Genomic DNA, 23,112 nt, shown 5'->3' with positions numbered 1-23,112 from the left:
TAGTAGTGAAAGAATTACCAGTTGAATAATTTATAGGCTTAGCAGGGTTGCTGAGTTTCCAAAACTTTATATTTATTTAAATTTGAGAGGACAAATCATGTCTGTGATCAAGATGACTGACCTGGAACTTGCAGGTAAACGCGTATTTATCCGTGCTGACCTAAACGTACCAGTAAAAGACGGTAAAGTAACTTCAGATGCACGTATCCTTGCATCTCTACCAACTATCAAACTTTGCCTAGAAGCTGGCGCAAAGGTAATGGTTACTTCTCACCTTGGTCGTCCTACTGAAGGCGAATACAACGAAGAGTTCTCTCTAGCTCCTGTAGTTAACTACCTAAACGACGCACTAGACTGCGAAGTTAAACTAGCTAAAGATTACGTAAACGGCCTAGAGCTAAACGCTGGTGAACTTGTTGTTCTTGAAAACGTTCGTTTCAACAAAGGCGAGAAGAAGAACGAAGAAGCACTTTCTAAGCAATACGCTGCACTATGTGACATCTTTGTAATGGATGCATTCGGTACAGCTCACCGTGCTCAAGCTTCTACACACGGCGTTGGTACTTACGCTCCTGTAGCATGTGCTGGCCCTCTTCTAGCTGCTGAGCTTGAAGCGCTTGGTAAAGCAATGGACAACCCAGCTCGCCCACTAGTGGCTATTGTTGGTGGTTCTAAAGTTTCTACTAAACTAACCGTTCTAGAATCTCTTTCTAAAATTGCTGACCAGCTTGTTGTTGGTGGTGGTATCGCGAACACATTCATCGCTGCTGAAGGCCACAACGTAGGTAAGTCTCTATACGAAGCTGACCTAGTTGAAACGGCTCAAAAGCTAATGAAAGAGTGTGCTATCCCAGTAGCAACTGACGTTGCATGTGCTAAAGCATTCGACGAAAACGCAGAAGCTGAAATCAAGCACGTTTCTGAAGTTCAAGACGACGACATGATCTTCGACCTTGGTCCAGATTCAACTGCGGCACTAGCTGAAATCATCGGCAACGCGAAAACAATCCTTTGGAACGGCCCTGTAGGCGTATTCGAATTCAAGAACTTCGAAGCGGGTACAGCTGGTATCTCTAAAGCAATCGCTGAGTCTGCAGGTTTCTCTGTAGCAGGTGGTGGTGACACGCTAGCAGCTATCGATAAGTTCGGTATCAAAGCTGACGTTTCTTACATCTCTACTGGCGGTGGCGCTTTCCTTGAATTCGTTGAAGGTAAAGTACTTCCTGCAGTAGCAATGCTTGAAGAGCGTGCTAAAGCATAATTGATTTAGAAAGGCGAGATGTGAATCTCGCCTTTTAACGTTTGCTGCATATCACACTTTTTTGCTAGAATGGCATAAGTTGTGAGCAAACGATTGCAAGTTTTTAAACTTAAGTTTTTTAATCTTAAAACGATAGAATAAATAGGACTATTTCCATGTCTAAGATCTTCGATTTTGTAAAACCTGGTGTGATTTCTGGCGATGACGTACAGAAAGTATTTGAAGTAGCAAAAGAAAACAAATTTGCTCTTCCTGCTGTAAACGTTGTTGGTACTGACTCTGTAAACGCAGTACTAGAAGCAGCTGCTAAAGTTAAAGCTCCAGTAGTTGTTCAGTTCTCTAACGGCGGCGCTGCATTCTTCGCAGGTAAAGGCGTTAAACTTGAAGGTCAAGGCGCACAAGTTCTTGGCGCTGTAGCTGGTGCAAAATACGTACACGCTGTAGCTGAAGCTTACGGTGTTCCAGTTATCCTGCACACTGACCACGCTGCTAAGAAACTTCTTCCATGGATCGACGGTCTACTAGACGCTGGTGAAGAGTTCTTCGCACAAACTGGTAAGCCTCTATTCTCTTCTCACATGCTAGACCTTTCTGAAGAGTCTCTAGAAGAGAACATCGAAACATGTGCTAAGTACCTAGAGCGCATGGCTAAAATGAACATGACAATCGAGATCGAACTTGGTTGTACTGGTGGTGAAGAAGACGGCGTTGATAACTCTGATATGGACGCATCTGAGCTTTACACTTCTCCAGAAGACGTAGCATACGCTTACGAGAAACTAATGGCTGTTAGCCCACGTTTCACTATCGCTGCATCTTTCGGTAACGTACACGGTGTTTACCAAGCTGGTAACGTTGTACTTACTCCAACTATCCTACGTGACTCTCAAGCATACTGTGCAGAGAAGTTCGGTATCGCACCTAACGCTCTAAACTTCGTATTCCACGGTGGTTCTGGTTCTTCTGAAGCAGAAATCCAAGAGTCTATCGGCTACGGTGTTATCAAAATGAACATCGATACTGATACACAGTGGGCAACTTGGGACGGTATCCGTCAGTACTCTGCTGACAACTTCGATTTCCTACAAGGTCAAATCGGCAACCCAACTGGCGAAGCTGCTCCAAACAAGAAGTACTACGATCCACGCGTATGGCTACGTGCTGGTCAAGCTTCAATGGTTGCTCGTCTAGAGAAAGCATTTGCTGACCTTAACGCTGTAGACGTACTATAATTCTTTGAATTAAGTACTCTTTAAGTTTTAAAAACCCGCTCATTGAGCGGGTTTTTTTATATCTGATAAAAACTTGTACTAAATATGTGAAAAACCTAGCGTGCGGTGAATAAATTTCGTAGTCTTTTAGTTATCGGTATTTGTGTTTATCGGTAAGTTTTAATAATTCAAAAGCTTACATAAATATGACTTTGCAATCTGTCAAAGATAGGATATCGTGCCGAAAAACTGAACTTGGTTCAGTTTATAAAAAGGACTTGGCTTTAATTTACTTTTAACACAATGACTTAACGGTAATTACACTGTTTATTATATTGCAGAGTAAATGAGGCTTAAGGCAGTTTAGCCCATAGCATATTATATAGAGGATGCACATTATGGCTGATAGTTCGACAGCGATTGAGACTCCACTTGTGGATGGTTTGTCTCAAGCAGAGCAGTGGTTAACAAATAATTCAGATTTATTTATCCAATATGGCGTAAATATCATTTCAGCACTGATAATTCTATTTATTGGTAACCTTATTGTTAAAGCAGTAGCGAATAGCGTGTCTAAGGTTCTTCAGAAGAAGAAAATGGACCGAGCAGTTGTGGAGTTCGTCCATGGTTTAGTTCGTTACTTGTTGTTTGTGATTGTTTTAATTGCTGCACTTGGTCGTTTAGGTGTTCAAACGGCATCTGTAGTTGCTGTTATTGGTGCGGCTGGTTTAGCCGTTGGTCTTGCACTACAAGGCTCACTATCTAACTTTGCTGCTGGTGTACTTATCGTTGCATTCCGTCCATTTAAGTCTGGTGACTATGTGGAAATTGGTGGTGTGGCAGGTTCAGTTGATTCTATTCAAATCTTCCAAACGGTTCTAACAACGCCAGACAACAAAATGGTTGTAGTACCTAACGGTAGCGTTATCGGCAGCCCAATCACAAACTATTCTCGTCATGCGACGCGCCGTATTGATCTAATGATTGGTGTTTCTTACAACGCTGATCTTCAGAAGACAAAAGCGCTACTGACTAAGATCTGTGAATCTGATGAGCGTGTACTGAAAGAACCTGGCGTTCAAGTTGGTGTTCATACGCTTGCTGATTCTTCAGTTAACTTCGTTGTTCGTCCATGGGTTAGCACTGCTGACTACTGGAATGTTTATTTCGACCTGATGCAAGCAATCAAAGAAGGCTTGGATAACGAGGGTATCGAAATTCCATTCCCGCAAATGGATGTACACATGAATAAAGTAGAAGCTTAATTCCTAGTTAGTTTTTATAACTATAAGCTTTTATAAGGAAAGGCGGATAACTTAGGTTATCCGCCTTTTTTGTTGGTTTCATGAAGCTAAATAGATTTACCAGTATTGCTCAATAAGTCCATCGGTAAGCACCGTTGCTATGGCGAACATCATGGTTGCGACTGCGATATCAATGCCTTTCTTAACCTTAGGTTTAGATAGCGTCGGGCCTAGTTTTGCAGCGCCTAATGACAAAGAATAGAACCAGACGAACGAAGCCAATATAGTCCCCATAGCAAATGCAATTCTGTCGTTGCCTTCAAATTGCCCACCAATGGATCCAAGAATTACCACGGTATCCAAATAGAGATGTGGGTTTAATACTGTTACTGCCAATGCCCCTAAAATAACGGTGCGCTTGCCACGCGCTAATATCTCACCTTTCGAGTCATCACTGGTGCGCACTTTGAATGCACTGCGTAGTGAGAGCAAACCATACACAGTCAGAAAAGCGATGCCACCTAGTGTCACTGAGGTAAGCAGTAATTCATTTTGCGACAAGATCGCTCCGCCGCCAAAAATGCCTAATGAGATAAACAGAGTATCGAGCAGGCTACAAATCGTTGCTGTCGTTAAATGATGATTGCGTTTTATCCCTTGATTTAGGACGTACGCATTCTGAGCGCCAATAGGGATAATCATACTTGCCCCTAGACCAAAACCTTGTAATAAAACCCAAAAACTCATTTTAACCTCCACTTATTTAACGATATTTACGTGCTATATGGCGAAGATACTCTGACCCTTTAAATAAGTATAATTAATGATTTTAATCCATTATTAGAGTTGCTAATGTGGTGATGAGTTAGCTTAAAAAGGAAGCAAATTGATGCGCGGATTGGATTATAAATGGATTGAAGCACTGGATGCTGTAGTAAAACAACGTAGCTTCGAAAGGGCTGCTGAGCAGTTATATATCTCCCAGTCGGCGGTATCTCAACGCATCAAACAGCTGGAAAGGTGGTTGGCTCAGCCAGCCTTGGTGAGAGAAAGCCCGCCTAGGCCAACGCCTGCGGGTAAAAAACTACTGGGCTTATATCGCCGTGTTCGTTTGTTAGAGCACGAGCTTGTGCCTGAGTTGATGAATGAAGAGGGTAATCAACCACTATCGATATCCATAGCCACCAACGCTGATAGTTTGGCGACATGGTTGCTACCAGCTTTGTCGGATGTGATTAAGTCTCGCCAAGTCGAGTTGAACCTCGCGATTCATGGTGAGTCGAGAACCATTGAAAAGATTAAAAGTGGCGAGGTGGCCGGTGCAATCAGTTTGGAGTCTCAAGCGATTCCTGGCTGCAGTGCTGACTATCTCGGTAGGATGGATTATGTGTGCGTGGCTAGCCCTGACTTTCATCAGCGTTACTTTGCAGAGGGCGTAAACTACGCCACCTTAAGCAAAGCACCTGCGGTTTCCTATGATCAATACGATGATCTGCATAAGAAGTTTCTGCATGATCATTTTAACGTCCCGAGAGACAGTGTGATCAATCATACAGTCGGCAGTTCAGAAGCATTTGTGCGCTTGGCATTATCGGGTGTAGCCTATTGCTTGATCCCCCGATTACAGATTATCGATGAGCTCGAGTCTGGTGCTCTGATTGATATTACCCCTGGCTTTCTGCTCTCTTATCGCATCTATTGGCACCATTGGCAGCTTGAGAGCGGAGTATTAAAAGAGGTATCCCAAGCAATATTGAGTTTTGCTCACAATCACTTACCTCAGTAAACTGTTGGTTTTTTCAGCGTCAAAGTTCTGTTAGAAGTGTGTGCTCTGGATTGGCTAAACGATAAATTGCTCTATGATGAAAGGACATTTGTTTAGCATAGGTCATACCTAATGAAGCTTGTACCAAAGATGTTAGCAACGTCTCTTACTCTTACTGCGGCGTTGAGTGCTGTGAGTTTTCCATCATTGGCTGACTCTCCATCCTTTCCTCATATTTCAACGACAGGCTATGGTGAAGTGATCGCTACACCTGATATGGCGACATTCTCTGTGAGAGTCGTGGAATCGACGATGACTGCTGAACAGGCTAAAAATACCGTTGATAAAGTCGTGACAGGCTTTCTAAACAAGCTGCATCAAGCTGGTGTTGATGAGGCGAGTGTACACAGCTCTAACCTGTATTTATCTCCTCAATATCATTACCCGAAAGATGGCAAACCGGAACTGGTTGGCTACCGCGCCTCACGTAATGTGACCGTTCAAGTGACTGAGCTAGCTAATCTTAATGAGTACATGGATATTGCGATTGGAGAAGGCATTAATCAGATCGACAACATCCAACTGCAAGTTCGCGACCAAGCTAAGTATCAAGAGCAAGCGCGCTTAGAAGCCATTAAAGATGCGACATCAAAAGCTAAATCATTGGCGAGTGGTTTTGAGCGCGAGTTAGGTGATGTATGGCGCGTGGATTACAACGCCCAATCTTCTCAGCCAGTACTCATGCGTTCAATGGCGATGGATGCAAGAACAGAATCGAACTCTTATGAAGACTCAACGATCACCATTCGTGATCGCGTGAATGTGATCTACCAGATCGAAGAGTAATGACAGTGCTATAGAAGGTTTTGGATCATGACGACCTAATTACCTACGATAGGCCAAATGCTAAAAAGGCTCTCATGATGAGAGCCTTTTTTATGCATTTTGAGTGCGATGATTAGTGAAGAAGACGAGCACGGATTGTGCCTTCGATCTCTTTCAGTTTAAGCAGTGCTTCTTCAGAGCGATCGGCTTCTACATCGATAACGACATAACCCATATCAGCCGCAGTCTGTAGGTATTGACCCGCGATGTTGATCCCTTCCTCAGCGAAGATGGTGTTGATCTGAGTTAGGATGCCTGGGCGGTTTTCGTGAATGTGTAATAAACGAGACGTTCCAGTATGCAGTGGTAGTGATACCTCAGGGAAGTTAACACTTGATAGCGTAGAGCCGTTATCAGAGTATTTCGCTAGCTTACCAGCAACTTCAACACCAATGTTCTCTTGTGCTTCTTGAGTTGAACCACCCACGTGAGGCGTTAGGATCACGTTATCGAACTGCATTAATGGAGACTCAAACGGGTCTGCATTGGTTTTTGGTTCTGTTGGGAAAACATCAATAGCCGCACCTGCAAGGTGTCCAGACTCCAGAGCGCCACACAGAGCAGGAATATCGACTACCGTGCCACGAGCTGCGTTGATAAAGATAGAACCAGGCTTCATGCGCTCGAACTCTTCTTTACCCATCATGTCTTTTGTTTCGTTGGTTTCAGGTACATGCAAAGAGATTACGTCACACTTGTTCAGTAATTCCGTCATGGTATGAACTTGCGTTGCGTTACCCAGAGACAGTTTGTTTTCAATGTCGTAGAAGTAAACACGCATGCCAAGGTTTTCAGCAATAATACCCAGTTGAGTACCGATGTGACCGTAGCCAATAATACCTAAACGCTTACCACGGGCTTCGTAAGAGTTGTCGGCACTTTTTTTCCAGATGCCACGGTGTGCAAGCGCGTTCTTTTCTGGAATGCCACGTAGTAGCAATAGAACCTGACCAAGAACGAGCTCAGCAACGCTTCGAGTGTTTGAGAACGGTGCGTTGAACACAGGGATACCGCGTTTTGCTGCTGCTTGAAGGTTGACTTGGTTAGTACCAATACAGAAACAACCGACGGCAACCAGCTTTTCAGCTGCATCAATAACTTCTTGGGAGATATTAGTGCGAGAACGAATACCAATGAAATGAGCATCTTTTACTGCTTCAAGAAGTTCATCTTCCGGTAGCGAGCCTTTGTGGTACTCAATGTTTGTGTAACCAGCGGCTTGCAGTACTTCTACAGAAGAAGGGTGAAGACCTTCTAGAAGTAGAATTTTAATTTTTTCTTTTTCCAGTGAAACTTTGGCCATTGTTCTCGTCCTTAAAATGGAAAGGTTGGGCAAATGCGGCGCACGTGCTACAAAATGGCTGAAAGGGGAACAAATTCACCACTTTGTTAGGAGACAAACGTTTTCCCTGTGCGTCTTCTGAACAATAAAGTAACAAAAAAAAAATGTTTTGGGTAAGAAAATTACGGAATAAGACATAATTTTACAGCAATAAAGCAAAAAAAACGGCGCCCTAGGGCACCGTATGTAATGAAGTAACAGAAAAACTCAATCTTCTATTATTTATTCTTCGATTTTTGCACCTTCAGGCGTGCCGGTGATAACCACATCAGCACCACGGTGAGCGAACAGACCAACCGTCACCACACCAGCTATACCATTGATGATATCTTCTAGTTGTTTCGGGTTTTCGATCGCCATGCCGTACACATCTAGGATCACGTTGCCATTATCGGTTGTGCAGCCTTCGCGGTAAACTGGGTCACCACCAAGCTTAACCAACTCACGTGCCACGTATGAACGTGCCATTGGGATTACTTCAACAGGCAGTGGGAATTTACCCAACACATCAACTGCTTTAGTACCGTCAACAATACACACAAACTTATCAGAGATAGCCGCTACGATTTTTTCACGAGTCAAAGCAGCGCCGCCGCCTTTGATCATATCGCGAGTTGGGTTGATTTCATCTGCGCCATCAACATAGATGTCTAGCTTAGCGACATCGTTACACTCATACACTTTGATCTCTAGCTCTTCTAGTCGCTGCGTTGAAGCAACAGAGCTTGAAACCGCACCTTTGATTTTGTCTTTCATTGTGCCTAGTGCGTCGATGAAGTGATTTACTGTAGAGCCAGTACCTACACCTACAATGCTGCCTTCTTCAACATATTGAAGTGCTGCCCAGCCAGCTGCTTTTTTCATTTCATCTTGAGTCATGCCATTCTCCTGAATAAGGTCTTGCGCTTTGAATTGATCGTTTGCGTAATGATGAAGTTAACGTTTAGATATTGAGTTAACGTTTCTATATCGAGGTTAACGTTTGCGGCGCGATTATAGCGCTTTAATGGTTGCTTTCCCATTGCCAAGTTTTACTCGGAGTCACGATTTTAGGTAACGGAATGTCCCATTCTTCAATCGGTAGCGTATCAACATGTTGGCAATCATGAGCCAAACCAATAGGAGCTGCACCTTCGCCCGTCTCGAACCACTTTGCCAAGGTGCGATCGTAATATCCGCCGCCCATACCTAAACGATGGCCATGGGAGTCAAAGCCGACAAGGGGCGTAAGAATAAGGTCGAGTTGCTGACAAGGTTTAACCAGCATTTGATTGAGCTGAGGTTCGACAATACCGTACTTATTCAAGACCGTCGGTGTGGTTGGCGAGTAGTGTAAAAACAGCAGGTGCCCGGCAGAGAAGGGGTGCAATACTGGTAAATAAGTTTGCTTACCTTGCGCCCATAACCATTCGATTAAAGGCTGAGTATCGAGTTCGCCATCGATAGAGATATAGAGGGCAATATGCTGAGCAGACTGAATTTCATCAAGCTGCATGCACTGCTTAACTAAGTCGATACCGGATTGAGTTTGTTGGTCGCCAGATAAGGCATTGCGTTTGATACGGATCTGTTTGCGAAATTCGCTGCGTGTGAGCGTCTTCATAAGAAGGGATACCCCAAAGTGCCGTTGAGAATAGATGGCCCTTGAACCAGCGAGTTCAAGGCGGATCAGCAATGATTACCGTAGGCTTCTCGGTCGGGCCGAGCATGCTCAATAGCACTCAAGTACTAACCCTTAGGGATTGCTTATCGGCTCGGGGACGTGAATCCTCTGACAAACACTCCAGGGTAAATTTTGTGTACGCTATTGCTGTCCGTGCTTAACTTTACTGAGGACATCTGAAAGTGATGTCGTGAGCTGTTCCATTCGCTCGGTCAGTGCGTTTTGTTCATCATTTGCTTCAAACTTCTTGGTTTGTAATTCGTAGCAAATATTCAGAGCTGCGATAGTCAGCAGCTTCACTTCATTGGTTACCTTAGTACGTTCAGCCATCTCTTTCAATCGATTATCAAGATCGGCCGCCGCTGCAATCAATGACTCTTCTTGCCCTGGTGGACAATTCACTCGAGTCAGTTTTCCTAATATTTCAACGTCTACCGCTTGATTACTCATGATGGATGAACTCTTTAACGCGCTATTTTAAGGCTGTTGCCCTTCGCCATTTTTTGAGAAAGAAAAAGTGCAAGTACCGATGAGGAAGCAATCTCCTCTGAGGGAGAAACTATAGGTAAACCGCTATTAAGATTCAAGCTTTTCAGAGTGACTGTTTGTAAATGAGAGCTTGAGCACACAGTAATTCAGCAAATTGAACAATTGGTAGTCAGTCATCCTTCAATTGCTGGGGATCGATGCTTACCAGAATTGGGGTGAAGTGGTACGATTATACTATCGATATAAAGAATAACTGAGCGAGCTATCTGATGAGCGAAACTACTTTACCTGACTACCTAACGGTTGCGACTGAACTTCAATCGGCAAGTCTAGCCGTAACCCCTGCTGAGATGCATGGTTTATTAACGGGTATGTTAAGCGGAGGCTTAAACCTTGCAGATAAAAGCTGGCAACCACTGATCTTCGATTACACCAATGAAGGTATGGGCTGGCCAGATCGCGCGCTAACGCTTGCGGAAGCAACACTGAAAGTCACAACCAGTGAAATCACAGGCTCAGGCATGGAACTGTCTATGCTGCTGCCGGACGAAGACGCAAGCGCAAGCCTATTTGACTTGGCTGATGGTGTGTCTGATTGGATTAACCATTTCATTTCTGGTCTAGGCTTGGTTGGCGCTCAATTGAACAAAGCGTCTGACAGTACAAAAGAAGCATTAGTTGATCTAGAAGAGATGGCTAAGCTAGGCATTGACGAAGAAGATGATCTGGAAGAGCAAGCGCAGCTTCTAGAGCACGTTATTGAGCACGTAAAAGCGTGTGCACTAACGATTCATGCTGAATTTGGTGCTCGCCCATCTGAAGATGCGGCGCCTACCATTCATTAATTCGTTGGCCGGTTTGAGGTTATGATGGCTCAGTATGATGTTGTAATTGCTGGTGGCGCAATGGCAGGGGCAACCTTAGCCCTTGCTTTGAATCACCTAAGCCAAGGTTCACTGTCGATTGCGGTAGTGGAGCCTTATCAGGTTGATCATCAAGCTCACCCTGGGTTTGATTCTCGTTCGATTGCTTTGTCCTATGGCACGGTGCAGATCCTGGATTCTTTGCGCTTATGGCAATCTATCGCTCCGGTCGCGACCCCGATTAAAGATATCCATGTTTCGGATCGCGGGCATGCCGGAATGACAGACATCTACAGTGAAGAGCTTGCTGTAGATGCGCTTGGCTACGTGGTCGAGTTAGCAGATGTGGGTCGAATCTATCAGCAGAAACTTGAATCAGAAGCGGCAATTACCATGCTTTGTCCTGAGTCTGTTAGTAAAGTTGAACGTGAAGAAGCGTTGACGACGATTGAACTGACAAGTGGGCAAACAGTAACCACTAAGTTACTGGTTGCTGCTGACGGTGCAATCTCAACCTGTTGCCAACAGCTCAATATCTCATTGAGTGAGCACGACTTTGAGCAAGTCGCTGTGATTGCCAATATTGTGGCGAGTGAACCTCACCAAGGTCGCGCATTTGAGCGTTTTACCCATCATGGGCCAGTTGCTCTATTACCGATGAGTGACAACCGTTTATCGCTGGTTTGGTGTTTAACACCAGAGCAAGCACAAAAAGTGATGACGCTAAACGACAATGAATTTCTTGAGCAATTGCAGAATGACTTTGGCTGGCGACTTGGCCGATTAGAGAAGGTCGGCAAGCGCGCGAGTTACCCTCTGATTCTTCGTCACCGACAGCAAAATATCTCTCATCGATTTGCCATTGTTGGTAATGCTGCTCAAACGCTTCACCCAATTGCGGGGCAAGGCTTTAACCTAGGCATCCGAGATGTGGCTTCCTTGGCAGAAGAGTTGTGTACCCAGTTAGATGATGTAGGTCGTTACCGTGGTCTTGTTAACTTTAGAAAGCGTAGAGAACAAGACCGAGACGCAACGATCACGTTGACTTCAAGCCTAGTTCACCTGTTCTCAAACGATTATATGACCGCTCGCATTGGGCGTAATCTTGGGTTAGCCGTAATAGATAACCTTCCACCACTTAAAGGTCCACTTTTGCGTCATACGCTTGGCCTAGTAGAAAGATAAGGTAATAAATAATGATGCAAAGTGTTGATATCGCGATTGTTGGTGGTGGCATGGTTGGCCTAGCGCTTGCTGCTGCCCTAAAAGACAGTGACCTAAGAATCGCTGTCATTGAAGGCAGAGCGCCTAGTGAAGGGCTGAGTGAGCTGCCTGATGTGCGTGTATCCGCGTTGAGTCGTTCTAGTGAAGTGATTCTTCGTAACCTAGGTGCATGGCAAGGTATCGAACAAAGACGCGCTGCACCGTATCAAGCGATGGAAGTGTGGGAACAAGACAGTTTCGCTCGTATTGAGTTTGACTCGACACGCTTGGCTCAGCCTAATCTTGGTCATATCGTTGAAAACCGTGTGATTCAATTAGCGCTGCTTGATCAGGTTAAGAAACAAGACAACGTCAGCCTGTATATGCCCGCAACGTGTAAAACGATGGCGATTGGTGAAAGTGAAGCTTGGTTAACATTGGACAATGGTCAAGCACTGACAGCTAAGTTAGTTGTTGGAGCAGACGGCGCAAACTCTTGGGTTCGTAAGCAGCAAGATATCCCATTAACACATTGGGATTACGGACACAGTGCGATTGTCGCGAACATCAAAACCACAGAGCCGCACCACAGCGTTGCTCGTCAAATCTTCACGCCTCAAGGCCCATTGGCATTCCTACCAATGCAACCAAGCAACATGAGCTCGATTGTTTGGTCTACGGAACCAAATCGTGCCGAGAACCTTGTATCAATGTCGGATGCTGAATTCAACAAGCAGTTAACAGCTGAGTTCGATGCAAAGCTGGGCTTATGTGAAGTGGTTGGTGACCGTTTTGCCTTCCCACTGCGCATGCGTTATGCGCGTGACTTTGCGGTAGAGCGTGTGGCTTTGGTTGGTGATGCTGCTCATACCATTCACCCATTAGCAGGGCAGGGCGTGAACCTTGGCCTATTAGACGCAGCAAGCCTAGCGCAAGAGCTGTTAAAGCTATGGTCTGCGGGTGAAGACATTGGCACCAAGCGTAATCTTCGCGGCTACGAGCGCTGGAGAAAAGCAGAGGCGGCGAAAATGATTGCTTCAATGCAGGGCTTTAAAGATCTGTTTGAAGGCGATAACCCAGCTAAGAAGCTGATTCGTGGCATTGGTATGAAGCTTGCGGGCCAATTACCGGGTGCGAAAGATGAGATCATGAAGCGCGCACTGGGTTTGTTTGGCAATCTTCCTGACTTAGCTAAGCGTCCAGTGACTCATCGATAATGACATAGTGTTCTGGTGGTATATCGAATCATCATTGATACGAAAAAAGGGTTGGCATAATGCCAACCCTTTTTGTTTTTAATTCTGTAGATAATCAGGTCATGCGTACGCGCAGCGCAGTTTCATGATTTCACTATTTATTTCTTTCACTGTTTGAAAGTGACGTTTTTCTGCTCGGTCTGGTAGCACTAGCTTACCGTTATCAAACTCAAATTTTCCTACGCCGTAAATGTAGATTCGTCCTTTGAAAAGTCGACTTACATGTTTAGCAATCATACTCGGTGTATAGCGCTTAAACAGTCTCATTCTTAATTATCCTTATATTTACCTAGCCTGCATATTATAGAAAAACTCCGAGATAATAATTGTGATAAGCATGGAGTTATATGCAGTAGCGTTGACGTTAATTAGATATTTGTGCTGTTCTAAGCACTTTCTTCAGTAAATATCTATTTTTACGTGAGCTCCTCCCCAAAATAATACTGAGTAGTGAACTACCGTGAACTTTTCTGTTCAGTATTAAGCAGTGATAATGTTACAAGTATAAGAATAGGCGGGATTTTTTTGTTTGTGTAATCAAATTGTAAATTTCGGACAAAAAAAAGCCCGTCTAAAACGGGCGAATAGTCACAGATGCATTACACAAAAGTGGATACTGATGTTACTCAGTGGATTCACTTGCACTGATTTGCTTAATAGCTAGTCAGTAAATTTACAATAACGCAAATTTAACTTTGTGACTACTTATGCTTTTATTTTGAGTAACCATTTATTAATGGTGTGTTCTTCTTATGACGAGGTTCACACTAAAAATGTACTCAATGAAATATTCAAATGAAGTTTGCGAAGCATGATCTAAACGATCATCGACTGATGTCCGCGACGGTCGGTGCACATAGCGCCATAAGATCATTGAGATCCAGCGCAACGCCAGCCATTCGGTCGCCGGAGCTAATGGTTACGGTCGAGTTGTTTTGAATGGAAGGATCAAAAATGATCGGCATGTGTCTCTTGAGAGCGAGCGGACCAACACAACCCACTTTAAAACCGGTGATCGCTTCAACATCAGCGAGCGACACGCAGGTCATTCGACGGCAATTCAGTACCGAGCGTACTTTCTTGGGGTCGACAGAGCGATCGCCAGCAGTACAGGCTAACGCATACTGGTTGCCCATATCCTTGAGCAGGATGCACTTCACCATTTGAGAGGCGTCGATGCCTCGCTCTTGTGCAGTTTCTTCAATGCTGGTGGTTGGCTTGCTTTGCATCAGCAGGCGATAATTCACCTGCTGTTGATCCAGCCATTGTGTAATCTGCGTTTCCACGTGGTTACTCGTCGTCAAGGCTGTACGGCAGTGGCAGGATATTCCATGTTTGATCAGGCTGCGCGGTCAGTCGCAGCTGAACATCGTCATCAAGGTTGTTTGGCAGTACCATCAAACCAATCGCTCGGTTATCAGCAAATTGATAGACGTTTAATAGTCGGCCTGCGCCACGCCAGTTCTCACCCACACTACGTTCCAGTTCAATAGGGTTTTCTAACGACAGCACGTCCGCAGTTGTGCCCGACACAATGCGCATCTCACGCTTGTTCATGCCACGGTACTTAGCACGAGCAACCGTTTCTTGACCTGTGTAACAGCCTTTTGAAAAGCTGATACCGCCAATCGCTTGCAGGTTAAGCGCTTGAGGGATGTGCTCGTTTTGCTCTGCTTTCGATAGGTTAGGCTGAGCATCAAGAATTTCATGATATTGCCAAAGTGTTTCTGATACTTTCTCCGCAGCGCTGTTTGATACCAAGGCTTCAGCGGCTTCTTCTGTCACAAGTAGAGCCCAGCGATTGTCTGAGACTTTAACCGCTGTGCCACCAGAGATAGCACGCACGTTACCTTGGCCTTCTGAAATTGAATCAATATATTGATCCGCAGACGCGCCCATCACACCGATAACAACATCTGTCGTTTGCTCGATATCAACCTTAGAGAACACGGCGTATTTTTTGATTTCGACCAGCTCTACTTCAATCGCAGATTTAGGCTGCATGAGTGCGTAACCGCCATTGTGATGGAACAGGCGGAAGATGCTCCATACCTTTCCTTTTGCATCACAGTGCGCGCCTAACGTGGATTCATCATTAGGAAGAGTGACGACATCGCACGTTACTTGACCCTGTAGGTACGACTTTTTGTCATCGCCTATCATGGTGATTGCGCTCCAGTCTGACACGTGTGTCATCATCAGTTCTGGAAGCGATTCATTTTGCGTATGAGCGAGTGGCTGAAATGTGTTTTTCCAATCCATTTTATCTTTCCTAAGAATTTTATTTGGCTCTATGTTAATCCGGTTCTGTTTCTTTGTCAGCCTAGGTTTTTTTGTGAGCTTAGATAGGGACTGTGACTCACATAGTAGTTACAGGGCGTATGACTTGTTACACTCCGAGAAAGAAAAATTATAGGTGAGGATAGCCAATGTACACTGCAGAGCAGAAAGCACGAATTAAATGGGGTTGCCGTCGCGGCATGTTAGAACTTGATGTAGTCATCATGCCATTTTTCGAAGAGTGTTTTGATTCATTGCAAGAGCAGGAACAGCGCGAGTTTGTTTCTCTATTAGAGTGTGATGACCCAGATTTGTTTACTTGGGTGATGGGACACGGACGCAGTGAAAACCTAGGCCATGCATCAATGGTTGATAAAATTGTCGCACACAACCTCAGCAAGGTTCGTTAAGCTCCAGCTTAACCCTTCATATTCCGCATTATTCGCAAAGGGCACTGTTTTCGGGTGCCTTTTGTTTTTCATCGTCCTGTCTTCTATTCCACTTGTTGTCAGCCTTTATTGCTTGGCACTGCTGATTCATCTGCTTCAAACTAATCATCTGATTTTGAATAGTGCCCATGGCCGTTTTGATTATAAAGAGGATGGTGATATTCGACTCAATGACCGAACTTACCGACTCAAGTCCGTTGATAAGATCTGGGCGCAGTTCTTCGTTAAATTACAGTTTGAATGTGGGCACTCGGTACTGCTTTGGCGAGACAGCTGTTGCGAGCGCGAATATCGTCATTTTCTGGCGAACTTACAACGAGTGCGCTAGAGAAGCCAAACTATTCGATGAAAGAAAGTATTAGATAAAAGAAAGCGTTAGACAAAAGAAAAGGGAGCACTCGGCTCCCTTTCGTTTAATCATTTTCCGCTGACGGCTAATTCGCTAAGCACGTTTAACCAATTATTATGATTGGCGTTTCTCTGGCGTCAGAATCGTTGGGCCACTGTCTTCTGCAAGTTCAGGGTAATCCAACGTGTAGTGGAGGCCGCGGCTCTCTTTACGTTGCATTGCACAACGAACCATTAGCTCTGCCACTTGTAGCAAGTTACGCAGTTCTAATAGGTTATTCGAAACCTTGAAGTAGCTGTAGTACTCATGAGTTTCTTGTTGCAGCATCTGAATGCGACGCAATGCTCGCTCTAGTCGTTTATCCGTTCGAACAATGCCCATGTAATCCCACATGAATAGGCGCAGTTCGTGCCAGTTGTGTTGAATGATAACTTCTTCATCACTGTTGGTGACCTGGCTTTCATCCCATGCTGGCAGTTCAGCGCACAGTTGAGATTGGTCGATGTTCTCAACGATATCTTTTGCTGCTGCCCATGCGTAAACCACACACTCAAGCAGTGAGTTAGAAGCCATTCGGTTTGCACCGTGTAAGCCGGTGTAGCTCACTTCGCCAATCGCATACAAGTTCGTTAGGTCGGTTTGACCCTGCTTATTCACCATGACACCACCACACGTGTAGTGAGCGGCTGGTACGATAGGGATCGGCTCTTTGGTCATGTCGATGCCCAAGTCCATCAAGCGAGTATGGATCATCGGGAAGTGCGCTGTGATGAATTCTTCAGGCTTGTGGCTGATATCAACATACATACAGTCGGCACCTAAGCGCTTCATTTCGAAGTCAATTGCACGAGCAACCACATCACGTGGCGCCAGTTCACCGCGCTCATCGAAGTCCTTCATAAAGCGAGAACCATCTGGACGACGCAAGTAAGCACCTTCACCACGCAGTGCTTCCGTTAGTAGGAAGTTACGCGCTTCTGGGTGGAATAAACAAGTTGGGTGGAACTGGTTGAACTCAAGGTTTGCCACACGACAACCCGCACGCCAAGCGATAGCAATACCATCACCTGAAGAAACATCTGGGTTAGAGGTGTATTGGTAAACCTTTGAAGCGCCGCCTGTTGCTAATACAACAAACTTAGCGCGCACGGTTTCAACATGTTCTTGGTTACGGTTCCAAATGTAGGCACCGATCACCTTGTCTTTTGAACCACCAATCTTATCTTCCGTGATCAAATCCAGCGCATTGTGGCGCTCGAAGATCTCGATATTTGGGTGGTTGTTGACGTTATCTTGTAGTGAGGTTTGCATCGCCATGCCAGTTGCATCGGCAGCGTGCAGAATTCTGCGGTGACTGTGGCCACCCTCACGAGTGAGGTGATATTTTGGTTGGCCTTCTGTGCTGTTCTCATCTTTATCAAATGGAACACCACCATCAATCAGCCATTGCACACACTCTTTCGCATTTTCAGCAATGAATTGAACTGTATCTTCTTCGCATAACCCAGCCCCAGCGATTTGAGTATCCTCTACATGAGACTCAATACTGTCCGACTCATCGAACACCGCGGCGATACCACCTTGTGCGTAATACGTCGATCCTTCGCTGCGTGGTCCTTTGCTTAATACAATTACTTTTGCATGTTCTGCTACGCGTAAGGCTAATGACAAGCCTGCCGCACCACTTCCTACCACTAATACATCACACTGATGTTCACGGTTTGCGTTCATAAAACTTATTAAATCCCGGGCTATAGTCGAGTTGTCCACTCTCAATTGACTTTGTCTTGTTTTAGGAGTTTGGCTAAGACTGTTATAATCTCTCCAGAGTCATCCTTAAACGCTATGCAAAATCAATATATAGACAGCTATCTAGAAATATTTAATTGCTCAATACCATTGCTTTTGCTCAAGTTTCCCCAAATTGATAGGGATAGCTATTTTTATTACATCACATTGTGAAACAATAATGGCAAATAATTTTAAGAAAGTTGGAACTTTCGGTATTTGGCTTAGTCACAATAGTGCTCTTGTAGACGGTGGTGTCAATACTACATTTCGCATAATTAGTACCCATATCTGTGAAGGTGAGGGTTATAACAATAGGAGTACCCGCTCGAATGAACGAGCAGCTAACCGATCAAGTGTTGATTGAGCGAGTTCAGAGTGGAGATAAGCAGGCATTTAACTTACTAGTGGTTAAGTATCAAAACAAAGTTTGTAATCTTATCTCTCGATACGTGAATAATTCCGGTGATGTACCTGATGTAGCACAAGAAGCTTTTATTAAAGCTTACCGCGCGATACCTAACTTTCGTGGCGAGAGTGCCTTCTATACATGGTTATACCGAATTGCCGTGAACACCGCTAAAAATCATATCGTTGCCCAAAGCCGTAGGCCGCCAGCAACCGATGTAGATGCAGAAGATGCAGAATATTACGAAACAGGCAGCGCGTTAAAAGAAATATCGAACCCTGAGAACTTAACGCTGTCTAAAGAATTGAAACAAGTTGTTTTTGGAGCGATTGAAGCGCTACCAGAAGACTTAAAAACTGCAATGACGTTGCGAGAGCTCGAAGGTTTGAGCTACGAAGAGATTGCAGAAGTAATGGATTGCCCTGTAGGAACCGTACGTTCGCGTATTTTCCGAGCTCGTGAAGCGGTGGAAAAGAAAATCAAACCTCTTTTGCAACGCTAGAACTTGTAATAATTATGGTGAAAATAATGGCTGATAAAGAAAAGCTTTCGGCACTAATGGATGGTGAAACGATCGATAAAGCTCTCATTGTAGATCTAGAATCTGATCAAGAAAGCATGGATACTTGGCAGAGTTACCATTTAATTGGTGATGTTATGCGTGGGGATTCGCCAGAAACTCCAGAGTGGAACATTGCTAATAGTGTAGCGGCAGCGCTTGAGAACGAGCCTGCACATGGTTCAATGTCGAACCTGCACCAAGTGAATGTTGAACCTACTGTTGCTCCAATTGAAGAGCAACCTAAACCTCAGCAAGCGAAGCGTCAGCTTCCGGCGTGGTTACAACAGTTTGGACAAGTTGCCGTGGCAGCGTGTGTTTCATTAGCCGTTGTATTAGGTGTTCAACAATATGGTGGTAGCGACCCTGCAGCACCAGAGCAGTTGCCTGTACTCCAGACGATTCCATTTGCCGGTTCTGCGGAACCAGTAAGTTTAACGCGTGACTCTGTTGAGAAACCAGCATCTGAAGCTAACTTGCAAGAGCAGCGCAAACGCGTTCATGCATTGTTAGAAGATTATGAGCTGCAGCTAAGATTAAACAGTGATGCATCGCCAATGCAAGATGCACATCTAGAATCGGACATTGAATGAAGAAAATCCTGGTCAGTGCACTGACACTGTTCAGCTTGATGTCTCCAACAGCCTTTGCAGAGGAAACCACTGCAAAGGCCTTGTTGCATCAAATGAACGAGGCCAGTCAGCATCTAAATTACGAACTCTCCTACATTTTGATAAAGAAGAGCAGTATTGAGCCTCTTGTTTATCGCCATGCGGTTAACGACGACCAACAACTTGCACACCTTGTTTATCTAAGCGGCCCTGTTCGTGAAGTCATTCGACGTGGCAACGAAGTTAGCTACATCGAGCCGGGTACAGAGCCATTTACGATTCAGTCAGGCAGCATGGTTGCGCCTGTTATTCCGATGATTAATCGAGATATCGAATCTCTGAATCAGTACTACGACTTTGTGAAAGTTGGTCGCTCTCGTGAAGCAGGTAGCACCACTCAAGTGCTGCGTGTCGTGCCGAAAGATGGCCTTCGCTACTCTTACGTGGTTTGGGTAGACGAAAAAACGAATCTTCCTTTGCGTGCCGACCTTTTGGATCGTGATGGCGAAGTGCTTGAACAGTACCGCACTATCTCTTACGTGGTGAACGATAAGATTGCTGAGGCTATGGGTGGCTTGAGCCAAGCTCAATTGCCGAAAGTTTTATCATTACCGGAAGGCTTAGTGAGTGAAACTAACTGGCAAGCGTCGTGGATTCCTGAAGGGTTTAAATCAAAAGAGCTTAGCCGCTATCAAATGGCTGCGACCGATAAAATGGTTGAAAGTCAGCTTTTCAGTGATGGACTGTTTAACTTTTCGGTTTATATCGCGGAAAAAGATGAGCATTCATTGAAAGGGCAGCTGGTGCGTCAAGGGCGTAGAACCTTGCACAGCTTAGTGATTGGCGATAAAGAGATCTCTGTGGTTGGTGACATTCCGCCGGCAACTGCAAAACGTATTGCTCAGTCAGTTACATTTAATAAATCGGTACAAGCGCAATGATGACCGCGCTGGCGACCGTTAGCTCGGTTGAACAAAAAGGTAAGCAATACTTTGTTCAATTGAGCTGCGAACAACAAACCAGTTGTAGCAGCTGTTCTTCTCAAAAAAACTGCGGTACGGGTATTGTGACCAAGGCTGTTGGCAATAAATCTTTGTTTTGGCAGCTTAAAACCAAAAGCTTAGTCAAAGCTGGACAAATCGTAGAAATTGGCTTTCCAGAAAAAAGCCTACTTCAGTCGGCGGCGATTGTTTATCTCATCCCACTTTTCATGTTGATGATTGGTGCTGGTTTTGGGCAACTCTTGTTACAACCCTTACTCCAGGGGGGCGAGGGCATTGTTATCTTAAGTGCAGCACTGTTTACTGCTGGTGGGATTGCCTTAGCGAAGCGGTTAGCCAAACCCATGGAAGACAAATCCAAGCAAGAAGTCGTCTTGATTCGAATCCTAGGTGAGTCTCTCGTCTAATTTATGATGCTTCTTGCCCTTAAATTGGGTAGAATCTGCCAACTTGATTGAAATGCCGCCACCAATGCTGACTGTAGATTGGACGCGTCGCGGCTTTCTTATTATCCCTATTCAAAGAGTTTAGTCACACCAAGCCTATGAAGCACATTCGTAATTTTTCGATTATCGCCCACATCGACCACGGTAAGTCGACCCTTTCTGACCGCTTAATCCAAGTTTGTGGAGGATTAAGTGAACGTGAGATGGCAGCTCAAGTCCTCGATTCTATGGATATAGAACGCGAGCGTGGTATTACAATTAAAGCGCAGAGTGTGACTTTAGATTACAAAGCTAAAGATGGTAAAACTTACCAACTTAACTTTATCGACACTCCTGGACACGTAGACTTCTCTTACGAAGTATCTCGTTCTCTAGCGGCTTGTGAAGGCGCACTACTTGTAGTGGATGCTGGCCAAGGTGTTGAAGCACAAACTCTAGCAAACTGTTACACAGCAATCGAAATGGAACTGGAAGTAGTGCCAATCTTGAACAAGATTGACCTACCAGCTGCTGAACCAGAACGTGTTGCTGAAGAAATCGAAGAGATCGTTGGCATCGATGCGATGGAAGCGACTCGCTGTTCTGCGAAAACAGGTTTGGGTGTTGATGATGTTCTAGAAAACATCGTGACGGCAATCCCGCCACCGGAAGGTGATCCTGAAGCGCCTCTACAAGCGTTGATCATTGACTCTTGGTTCGATAACTACCTTGGCGTAGTTTCTTTGGTTCGTATCAAAAACGGTAAGCTGAAGAAGAACGATAAGATCAAAGTAATGTCGACAGACCAAGTATGGGGTGTTGACCGTCTAGGTATCTTCACGCCTAAGCAAATCGATACTACAGAGCTAAATACTGGCGAAGTAGGTTGGGTTGTTTGTGGTATTAAAGACATCCTAGGTGCACCAGTTGGTGATACGTTGACGCTTGCAAAAGGCGGCAGCACTGAACGTCTACCTGGTTTCCAAAAAGTGAAGCCTCAGGTATACGCTGGTCTATTCCCTGTATCATCTGATGACTACGAAAACTTCCGTGACGCGTTAGGCAAATTAAGCCTGAACGATGCATCACTGTTCTTTGAACCAGAAAGTTCAGCAGCACTTGGTTTTGGTTTCCGTTGTGGCTTCTTAGGAATGCTTCACATGGAGATCATCCAAGAGCGTCTAGAGCGTGAATACGACCTAGACCTAATCACAACTGCTCCAACAGTAGTGTATGAAGTTGTAAAAACAGATAAAACGGTTCTTTACGTTGATAGCCCGGCTAAACTGCCAGCGGTTAATGACCTAGAAGAAATTCGTGAGCCAATTGCACGCTGTAATATTCTGGTACCTTCGGATTACCTAGGTAACGTAATCACACTGTGTGTTGAGAAGCGTGGCGTACAAGTAGACATGGTCTACCACGGTAACCAAGTTGCTGTGACGTACGATCTTCCTATGGCAGAAGTAGTTCTAGACTTCTTCGACCGTCTGAAGTCAACGTCTCGCGGCTATGCATCATTGGATTACAACTTCCAACGTTACGAGCCATCAAACATGGTACGTGTAGACGTACTGCTGAATGGCGAAACAGTTGATGCACTAGCTATCATTACGCACAAAGATATTGCTCAGTCTCGTGGTCGTCTACTGGTAGAGAAGATGAAAGAATTCATCCCTCGTCAGATGTTCGATATCGCGATTCAAGCAGCGATTGGTAACCACATCATTGCTCGTTCTACAGTGAAACAACTGCGTAAGAACGTAATCGCAAAATGTTACGGTGGTGATATCAGTCGTAAGAAGAAACTTCTTAAGAAACAAAAAGAAGGTAAGAAGCGTATGAAGCAGATCGGTAACGTTGAACTGCCTCAAGAAGCTTTCCTTGCAATCCTTCATGTTGGCAAAGACTAGGTATCAATCGCACTAACTATCTGCTGAACATTACTGGTTAAAATCGTTTATTTCTTTGTTGCAAAGATTGCAATTAGGCCCACTAGTCACTGCACTTTGCGCCTCGAACTAAACGATTTTTCCTGCGTAATCTCCCCAGCATTTAG

Annotated in this window: 24 protein-coding genes and 1 other RNA gene; 15 read left to right on the top strand and 10 right to left on the bottom strand. The window is 44.8% G+C overall.

All coding sequences use genetic code 11. The annotated features are described in order from the left end of the window. The first annotated feature begins 97 nt into the window (after nt 1–97). From AB4585_RS08130 to mscS, 3 genes are all read left to right on the top strand, one after another. Nucleotides 98–1,261: a phosphoglycerate kinase gene (locus AB4585_RS08130; RefSeq protein ID WP_017059064.1), complete on the top strand. Its 1,164-nt coding sequence runs from the start codon at nt 98–100 to the stop codon at nt 1,259–1,261. A gap of 155 nt (nt 1,262–1,416) precedes the next feature. Then, nucleotides 1,417–2,493, top strand: coding sequence for a class II fructose-bisphosphate aldolase (gene fbaA / locus AB4585_RS08125; RefSeq protein WP_010435694.1), 1,077 nt, complete (start codon nt 1,417–1,419; stop codon nt 2,491–2,493). Between the two features lie 377 nt (nt 2,494–2,870). Continuing rightward, nucleotides 2,871–3,737, top strand: a complete 867-nt coding sequence (mscS, locus tag AB4585_RS08120; protein WP_017063201.1) for a small-conductance mechanosensitive channel MscS — start codon at nt 2,871–2,873, stop codon at nt 3,735–3,737. Between the two features lie 96 nt (nt 3,738–3,833). Here mscS and AB4585_RS08115 read toward each other — a convergent pair whose 3' ends face one another. Further along, complete coding sequence (locus AB4585_RS08115; protein WP_372169526.1) at nt 3,834–4,463, bottom strand: LysE/ArgO family amino acid transporter; 630 nt, start codon at nt 4,461–4,463, stop codon at nt 3,834–3,836. 142 nt (nt 4,464–4,605) lie between these two features. Between AB4585_RS08115 and AB4585_RS08110 the strand changes: the two genes are divergently transcribed. Then, nucleotides 4,606–5,502, top strand: coding sequence for a LysR family transcriptional regulator ArgP (locus tag AB4585_RS08110; RefSeq protein WP_372098709.1), 897 nt, complete (start codon nt 4,606–4,608; stop codon nt 5,500–5,502). A 111-nt stretch (nt 5,503–5,613) separates the two neighbouring features. Beyond that, on the top strand, nt 5,614–6,327 hold the full coding sequence (locus tag AB4585_RS08105) for an oxidative stress defense protein (RefSeq protein ID WP_017059059.1): 714 nt from the start codon (nt 5,614–5,616) through the stop codon (nt 6,325–6,327). Nucleotides 6,328–6,439: 112 nt separating this feature from the next. On the opposite strand, the gene serA is transcribed toward AB4585_RS08105, so the two are convergent. The 5 genes from serA to zapA form a co-directional block, all read right to left on the bottom strand. Further along, the gene (gene serA, locus AB4585_RS08100) at nt 6,440–7,669 is read right to left on the bottom strand and encodes a phosphoglycerate dehydrogenase (protein WP_017059058.1); all 1,230 of its coding nucleotides are present in this window, start codon (nt 7,667–7,669) and stop codon (nt 6,440–6,442) included. A 261-nt stretch (nt 7,670–7,930) separates the two neighbouring features. Continuing rightward, nucleotides 7,931–8,587, bottom strand: a complete 657-nt coding sequence (gene rpiA / locus AB4585_RS08095; RefSeq protein ID WP_017059057.1) for a ribose-5-phosphate isomerase RpiA — start codon at nt 8,585–8,587, stop codon at nt 7,931–7,933. Nucleotides 8,588–8,711: 124 nt separating this feature from the next. Further along, nucleotides 8,712–9,311, bottom strand: a complete 600-nt coding sequence (locus tag AB4585_RS08090) for a 5-formyltetrahydrofolate cyclo-ligase (RefSeq protein WP_065584112.1) — start codon at nt 9,309–9,311, stop codon at nt 8,712–8,714. Between the two features lie 6 nt (nt 9,312–9,317). Next, a non-coding RNA gene (gene ssrS, locus AB4585_RS08085) (6S RNA) lies at nt 9,318–9,501 on the bottom strand. Nucleotides 9,502–9,512: 11 nt separating this feature from the next. Next, entirely contained in the window at nt 9,513–9,821 is a 309-nt protein-coding gene (zapA, locus tag AB4585_RS08080) for a cell division protein ZapA (protein ID WP_004735366.1), read from the bottom strand. Nucleotides 9,822–10,129: 308 nt separating this feature from the next. Here zapA and AB4585_RS08075 point away from each other — a divergent pair, with 308 nt between their 5' ends. The 3 genes from AB4585_RS08075 to AB4585_RS08065 are packed head-to-tail and all read left to right on the top strand — an operon-like array spanning nt 10,130 to nt 13,143. Further along, nucleotides 10,130–10,705, top strand: coding sequence for a YecA family protein (locus AB4585_RS08075; RefSeq protein WP_372169524.1), 576 nt, complete (start codon nt 10,130–10,132; stop codon nt 10,703–10,705). 24 nt (nt 10,706–10,729) lie between these two features. Continuing rightward, nucleotides 10,730–11,908 carry a 2-octaprenyl-6-methoxyphenyl hydroxylase gene (ubiH, locus tag AB4585_RS08070; protein ID WP_017059054.1) on the top strand — a complete coding sequence of 393 codons (1,179 nt, stop codon included), beginning with the start codon at nt 10,730–10,732 and terminating at the stop codon, nt 11,906–11,908. An 11-nt stretch (nt 11,909–11,919) separates the two neighbouring features. After that, nucleotides 11,920–13,143, top strand: a complete 1,224-nt coding sequence (locus AB4585_RS08065; RefSeq protein ID WP_017059053.1) for an FAD-dependent 2-octaprenylphenol hydroxylase — start codon at nt 11,920–11,922, stop codon at nt 13,141–13,143. Between the two features lie 99 nt (nt 13,144–13,242). Here AB4585_RS08065 and AB4585_RS08060 read toward each other — a convergent pair whose 3' ends face one another. The 3 genes from AB4585_RS08060 to ygfZ all read right to left on the bottom strand — a co-directional run bounded on the left by AB4585_RS08060 (nt 13,243) and on the right by ygfZ (nt 15,444). Beyond that, on the bottom strand, nt 13,243–13,449 hold the full coding sequence (locus AB4585_RS08060; protein ID WP_009847660.1) for a DUF1107 domain-containing protein: 207 nt from the start codon (nt 13,447–13,449) through the stop codon (nt 13,243–13,245). A gap of 557 nt (nt 13,450–14,006) precedes the next feature. Further along, nucleotides 14,007–14,468 carry an aminoacyl-tRNA deacylase gene (locus AB4585_RS08055; RefSeq protein ID WP_029235114.1) on the bottom strand — a complete coding sequence of 154 codons (462 nt, stop codon included), beginning with the start codon at nt 14,466–14,468 and terminating at the stop codon, nt 14,007–14,009. Nucleotides 14,469–14,472: 4 nt separating this feature from the next. Further along, entirely contained in the window at nt 14,473–15,444 is a 972-nt protein-coding gene (gene ygfZ, locus AB4585_RS08050; protein WP_017059051.1) for a tRNA-modifying protein YgfZ, read from the bottom strand. Between the two features lie 167 nt (nt 15,445–15,611). On the opposite strand from ygfZ, the gene AB4585_RS08045 reads away from it, so the two are divergent. Both AB4585_RS08045 and AB4585_RS08040 read left to right on the top strand, forming a co-directional pair. Beyond that, nucleotides 15,612–15,872 (top strand): succinate dehydrogenase assembly factor 2, encoded by a 261-nt coding sequence (locus AB4585_RS08045; protein WP_004735374.1) that lies wholly within the window; start codon nt 15,612–15,614, stop codon nt 15,870–15,872. Further along, nucleotides 15,820–16,239 (top strand): protein YgfX, encoded by a 420-nt coding sequence (locus AB4585_RS08040; RefSeq protein ID WP_372169522.1) that lies wholly within the window; start codon nt 15,820–15,822, stop codon nt 16,237–16,239. Before AB4585_RS08045 ends, AB4585_RS08040 begins: the two co-directional genes overlap by 53 nt. 135 nt (nt 16,240–16,374) lie before the next feature. Here AB4585_RS08040 and nadB read toward each other — a convergent pair whose 3' ends face one another. Beyond that, nucleotides 16,375–17,991, bottom strand: a complete 1,617-nt coding sequence (gene nadB / locus AB4585_RS08035; protein WP_017059049.1) for an L-aspartate oxidase — start codon at nt 17,989–17,991, stop codon at nt 16,375–16,377. A gap of 389 nt (nt 17,992–18,380) precedes the next feature. Between nadB and rpoE the strand changes: the two genes are divergently transcribed. From rpoE to lepA, 5 genes are all read left to right on the top strand, one after another. After that, on the top strand, nt 18,381–18,959 hold the full coding sequence (rpoE, locus tag AB4585_RS08030; protein WP_008223963.1) for an RNA polymerase sigma factor RpoE: 579 nt from the start codon (nt 18,381–18,383) through the stop codon (nt 18,957–18,959). Between the two features lie 26 nt (nt 18,960–18,985). Continuing rightward, nucleotides 18,986–19,609 (top strand): sigma-E factor negative regulatory protein, encoded by a 624-nt coding sequence (locus AB4585_RS08025; protein ID WP_017063205.1) that lies wholly within the window; start codon nt 18,986–18,988, stop codon nt 19,607–19,609. Further along, nucleotides 19,606–20,568 carry a sigma-E factor regulatory protein RseB gene (rseB, locus tag AB4585_RS08020; protein ID WP_017059047.1) on the top strand — a complete coding sequence of 321 codons (963 nt, stop codon included), beginning with the start codon at nt 19,606–19,608 and terminating at the stop codon, nt 20,566–20,568. Before AB4585_RS08025 ends, rseB begins: the two co-directional genes overlap by 4 nt. Then, nucleotides 20,565–21,035 carry a SoxR reducing system RseC family protein gene (locus AB4585_RS08015; RefSeq protein ID WP_017059046.1) on the top strand — a complete coding sequence of 157 codons (471 nt, stop codon included), beginning with the start codon at nt 20,565–20,567 and terminating at the stop codon, nt 21,033–21,035. The genes rseB and AB4585_RS08015 overlap by 4 nt, the downstream gene beginning before the upstream one ends. Before the next feature lie 137 nt (nt 21,036–21,172). Then, a complete protein-coding gene (lepA, locus tag AB4585_RS08010; protein ID WP_017070453.1) occupies nt 21,173–22,966 on the top strand; it encodes a translation elongation factor 4 in 1,794 nt (597 codons plus the stop codon). The last annotated feature ends 146 nt before the right edge of the window (nt 22,967–23,112 follow it).

This window comes from Vibrio sp. 10N.222.49.C9 (assembly GCF_041474985.1).
In the GTDB taxonomy this organism is placed as follows: domain Bacteria; phylum Pseudomonadota; class Gammaproteobacteria; order Enterobacterales; family Vibrionaceae; genus Vibrio; species Vibrio crassostreae_C.
The sequence above is the reverse complement of the archived record's forward strand: the minus strand, read 5'-3'. Positions and strand labels throughout refer to the sequence as shown.

What these genes read in the sequence shown, in the direction of transcription:
- serA (WP_017059058.1), bottom strand. Translation starts at nt 7,669, where the DNA reads ATGGCCAAAGTTTCACTGGAAAAAGAAAAAATTAAAATTCTACTTCTA.
- lepA (WP_017070453.1), top strand. Translation starts at nt 21,173, where the DNA reads ATGAAGCACATTCGTAATTTTTCGATTATCGCCCACATCGACCACGGT.
- mscS (WP_017063201.1), top strand. Translation starts at nt 2,871, where the DNA reads ATGGCTGATAGTTCGACAGCGATTGAGACTCCACTTGTGGATGGTTTG.
- AB4585_RS08015 (WP_017059046.1), top strand. Translation starts at nt 20,565, where the DNA reads ATGATGACCGCGCTGGCGACCGTTAGCTCGGTTGAACAAAAAGGTAAG.
- AB4585_RS08065 (WP_017059053.1), top strand. Translation starts at nt 11,920, where the DNA reads ATGATGCAAAGTGTTGATATCGCGATTGTTGGTGGTGGCATGGTTGGC.
- nadB (WP_017059049.1), bottom strand. Translation starts at nt 17,991, where the DNA reads ATGAACGCAAACCGTGAACATCAGTGTGATGTATTAGTGGTAGGAAGT.
- rpoE (WP_008223963.1), top strand. Translation starts at nt 18,381, where the DNA reads ATGAACGAGCAGCTAACCGATCAAGTGTTGATTGAGCGAGTTCAGAGT.
- ubiH (WP_017059054.1), top strand. Translation starts at nt 10,730, where the DNA reads ATGGCTCAGTATGATGTTGTAATTGCTGGTGGCGCAATGGCAGGGGCA.
- AB4585_RS08060 (WP_009847660.1), bottom strand. Translation starts at nt 13,449, where the DNA reads ATGAGACTGTTTAAGCGCTATACACCGAGTATGATTGCTAAACATGTA.
- fbaA (WP_010435694.1), top strand. Translation starts at nt 1,417, where the DNA reads ATGTCTAAGATCTTCGATTTTGTAAAACCTGGTGTGATTTCTGGCGAT.
- AB4585_RS08115 (WP_372169526.1), bottom strand. Translation starts at nt 4,463, where the DNA reads ATGAGTTTTTGGGTTTTATTACAAGGTTTTGGTCTAGGGGCAAGTATG.
- AB4585_RS08090 (WP_065584112.1), bottom strand. Translation starts at nt 9,311, where the DNA reads ATGAAGACGCTCACACGCAGCGAATTTCGCAAACAGATCCGTATCAAA.
- AB4585_RS08130 (WP_017059064.1), top strand. Translation starts at nt 98, where the DNA reads ATGTCTGTGATCAAGATGACTGACCTGGAACTTGCAGGTAAACGCGTA.
- AB4585_RS08075 (WP_372169524.1), top strand. Translation starts at nt 10,130, where the DNA reads ATGAGCGAAACTACTTTACCTGACTACCTAACGGTTGCGACTGAACTT.
- ygfZ (WP_017059051.1), bottom strand. Translation starts at nt 15,444, where the DNA reads ATGGATTGGAAAAACACATTTCAGCCACTCGCTCATACGCAAAATGAA.
- AB4585_RS08025 (WP_017063205.1), top strand. Translation starts at nt 18,986, where the DNA reads ATGGCTGATAAAGAAAAGCTTTCGGCACTAATGGATGGTGAAACGATC.
- AB4585_RS08110 (WP_372098709.1), top strand. Translation starts at nt 4,606, where the DNA reads ATGCGCGGATTGGATTATAAATGGATTGAAGCACTGGATGCTGTAGTA.
- rpiA (WP_017059057.1), bottom strand. Translation starts at nt 8,587, where the DNA reads ATGACTCAAGATGAAATGAAAAAAGCAGCTGGCTGGGCAGCACTTCAA.
- zapA (WP_004735366.1), bottom strand. Translation starts at nt 9,821, where the DNA reads ATGAGTAATCAAGCGGTAGACGTTGAAATATTAGGAAAACTGACTCGA.
- AB4585_RS08040 (WP_372169522.1), top strand. Translation starts at nt 15,820, where the DNA reads ATGCATCAATGGTTGATAAAATTGTCGCACACAACCTCAGCAAGGTTC.
- AB4585_RS08105 (WP_017059059.1), top strand. Translation starts at nt 5,614, where the DNA reads ATGAAGCTTGTACCAAAGATGTTAGCAACGTCTCTTACTCTTACTGCG.
- AB4585_RS08045 (WP_004735374.1), top strand. Translation starts at nt 15,612, where the DNA reads ATGTACACTGCAGAGCAGAAAGCACGAATTAAATGGGGTTGCCGTCGC.
- rseB (WP_017059047.1), top strand. Translation starts at nt 19,606, where the DNA reads ATGAAGAAAATCCTGGTCAGTGCACTGACACTGTTCAGCTTGATGTCT.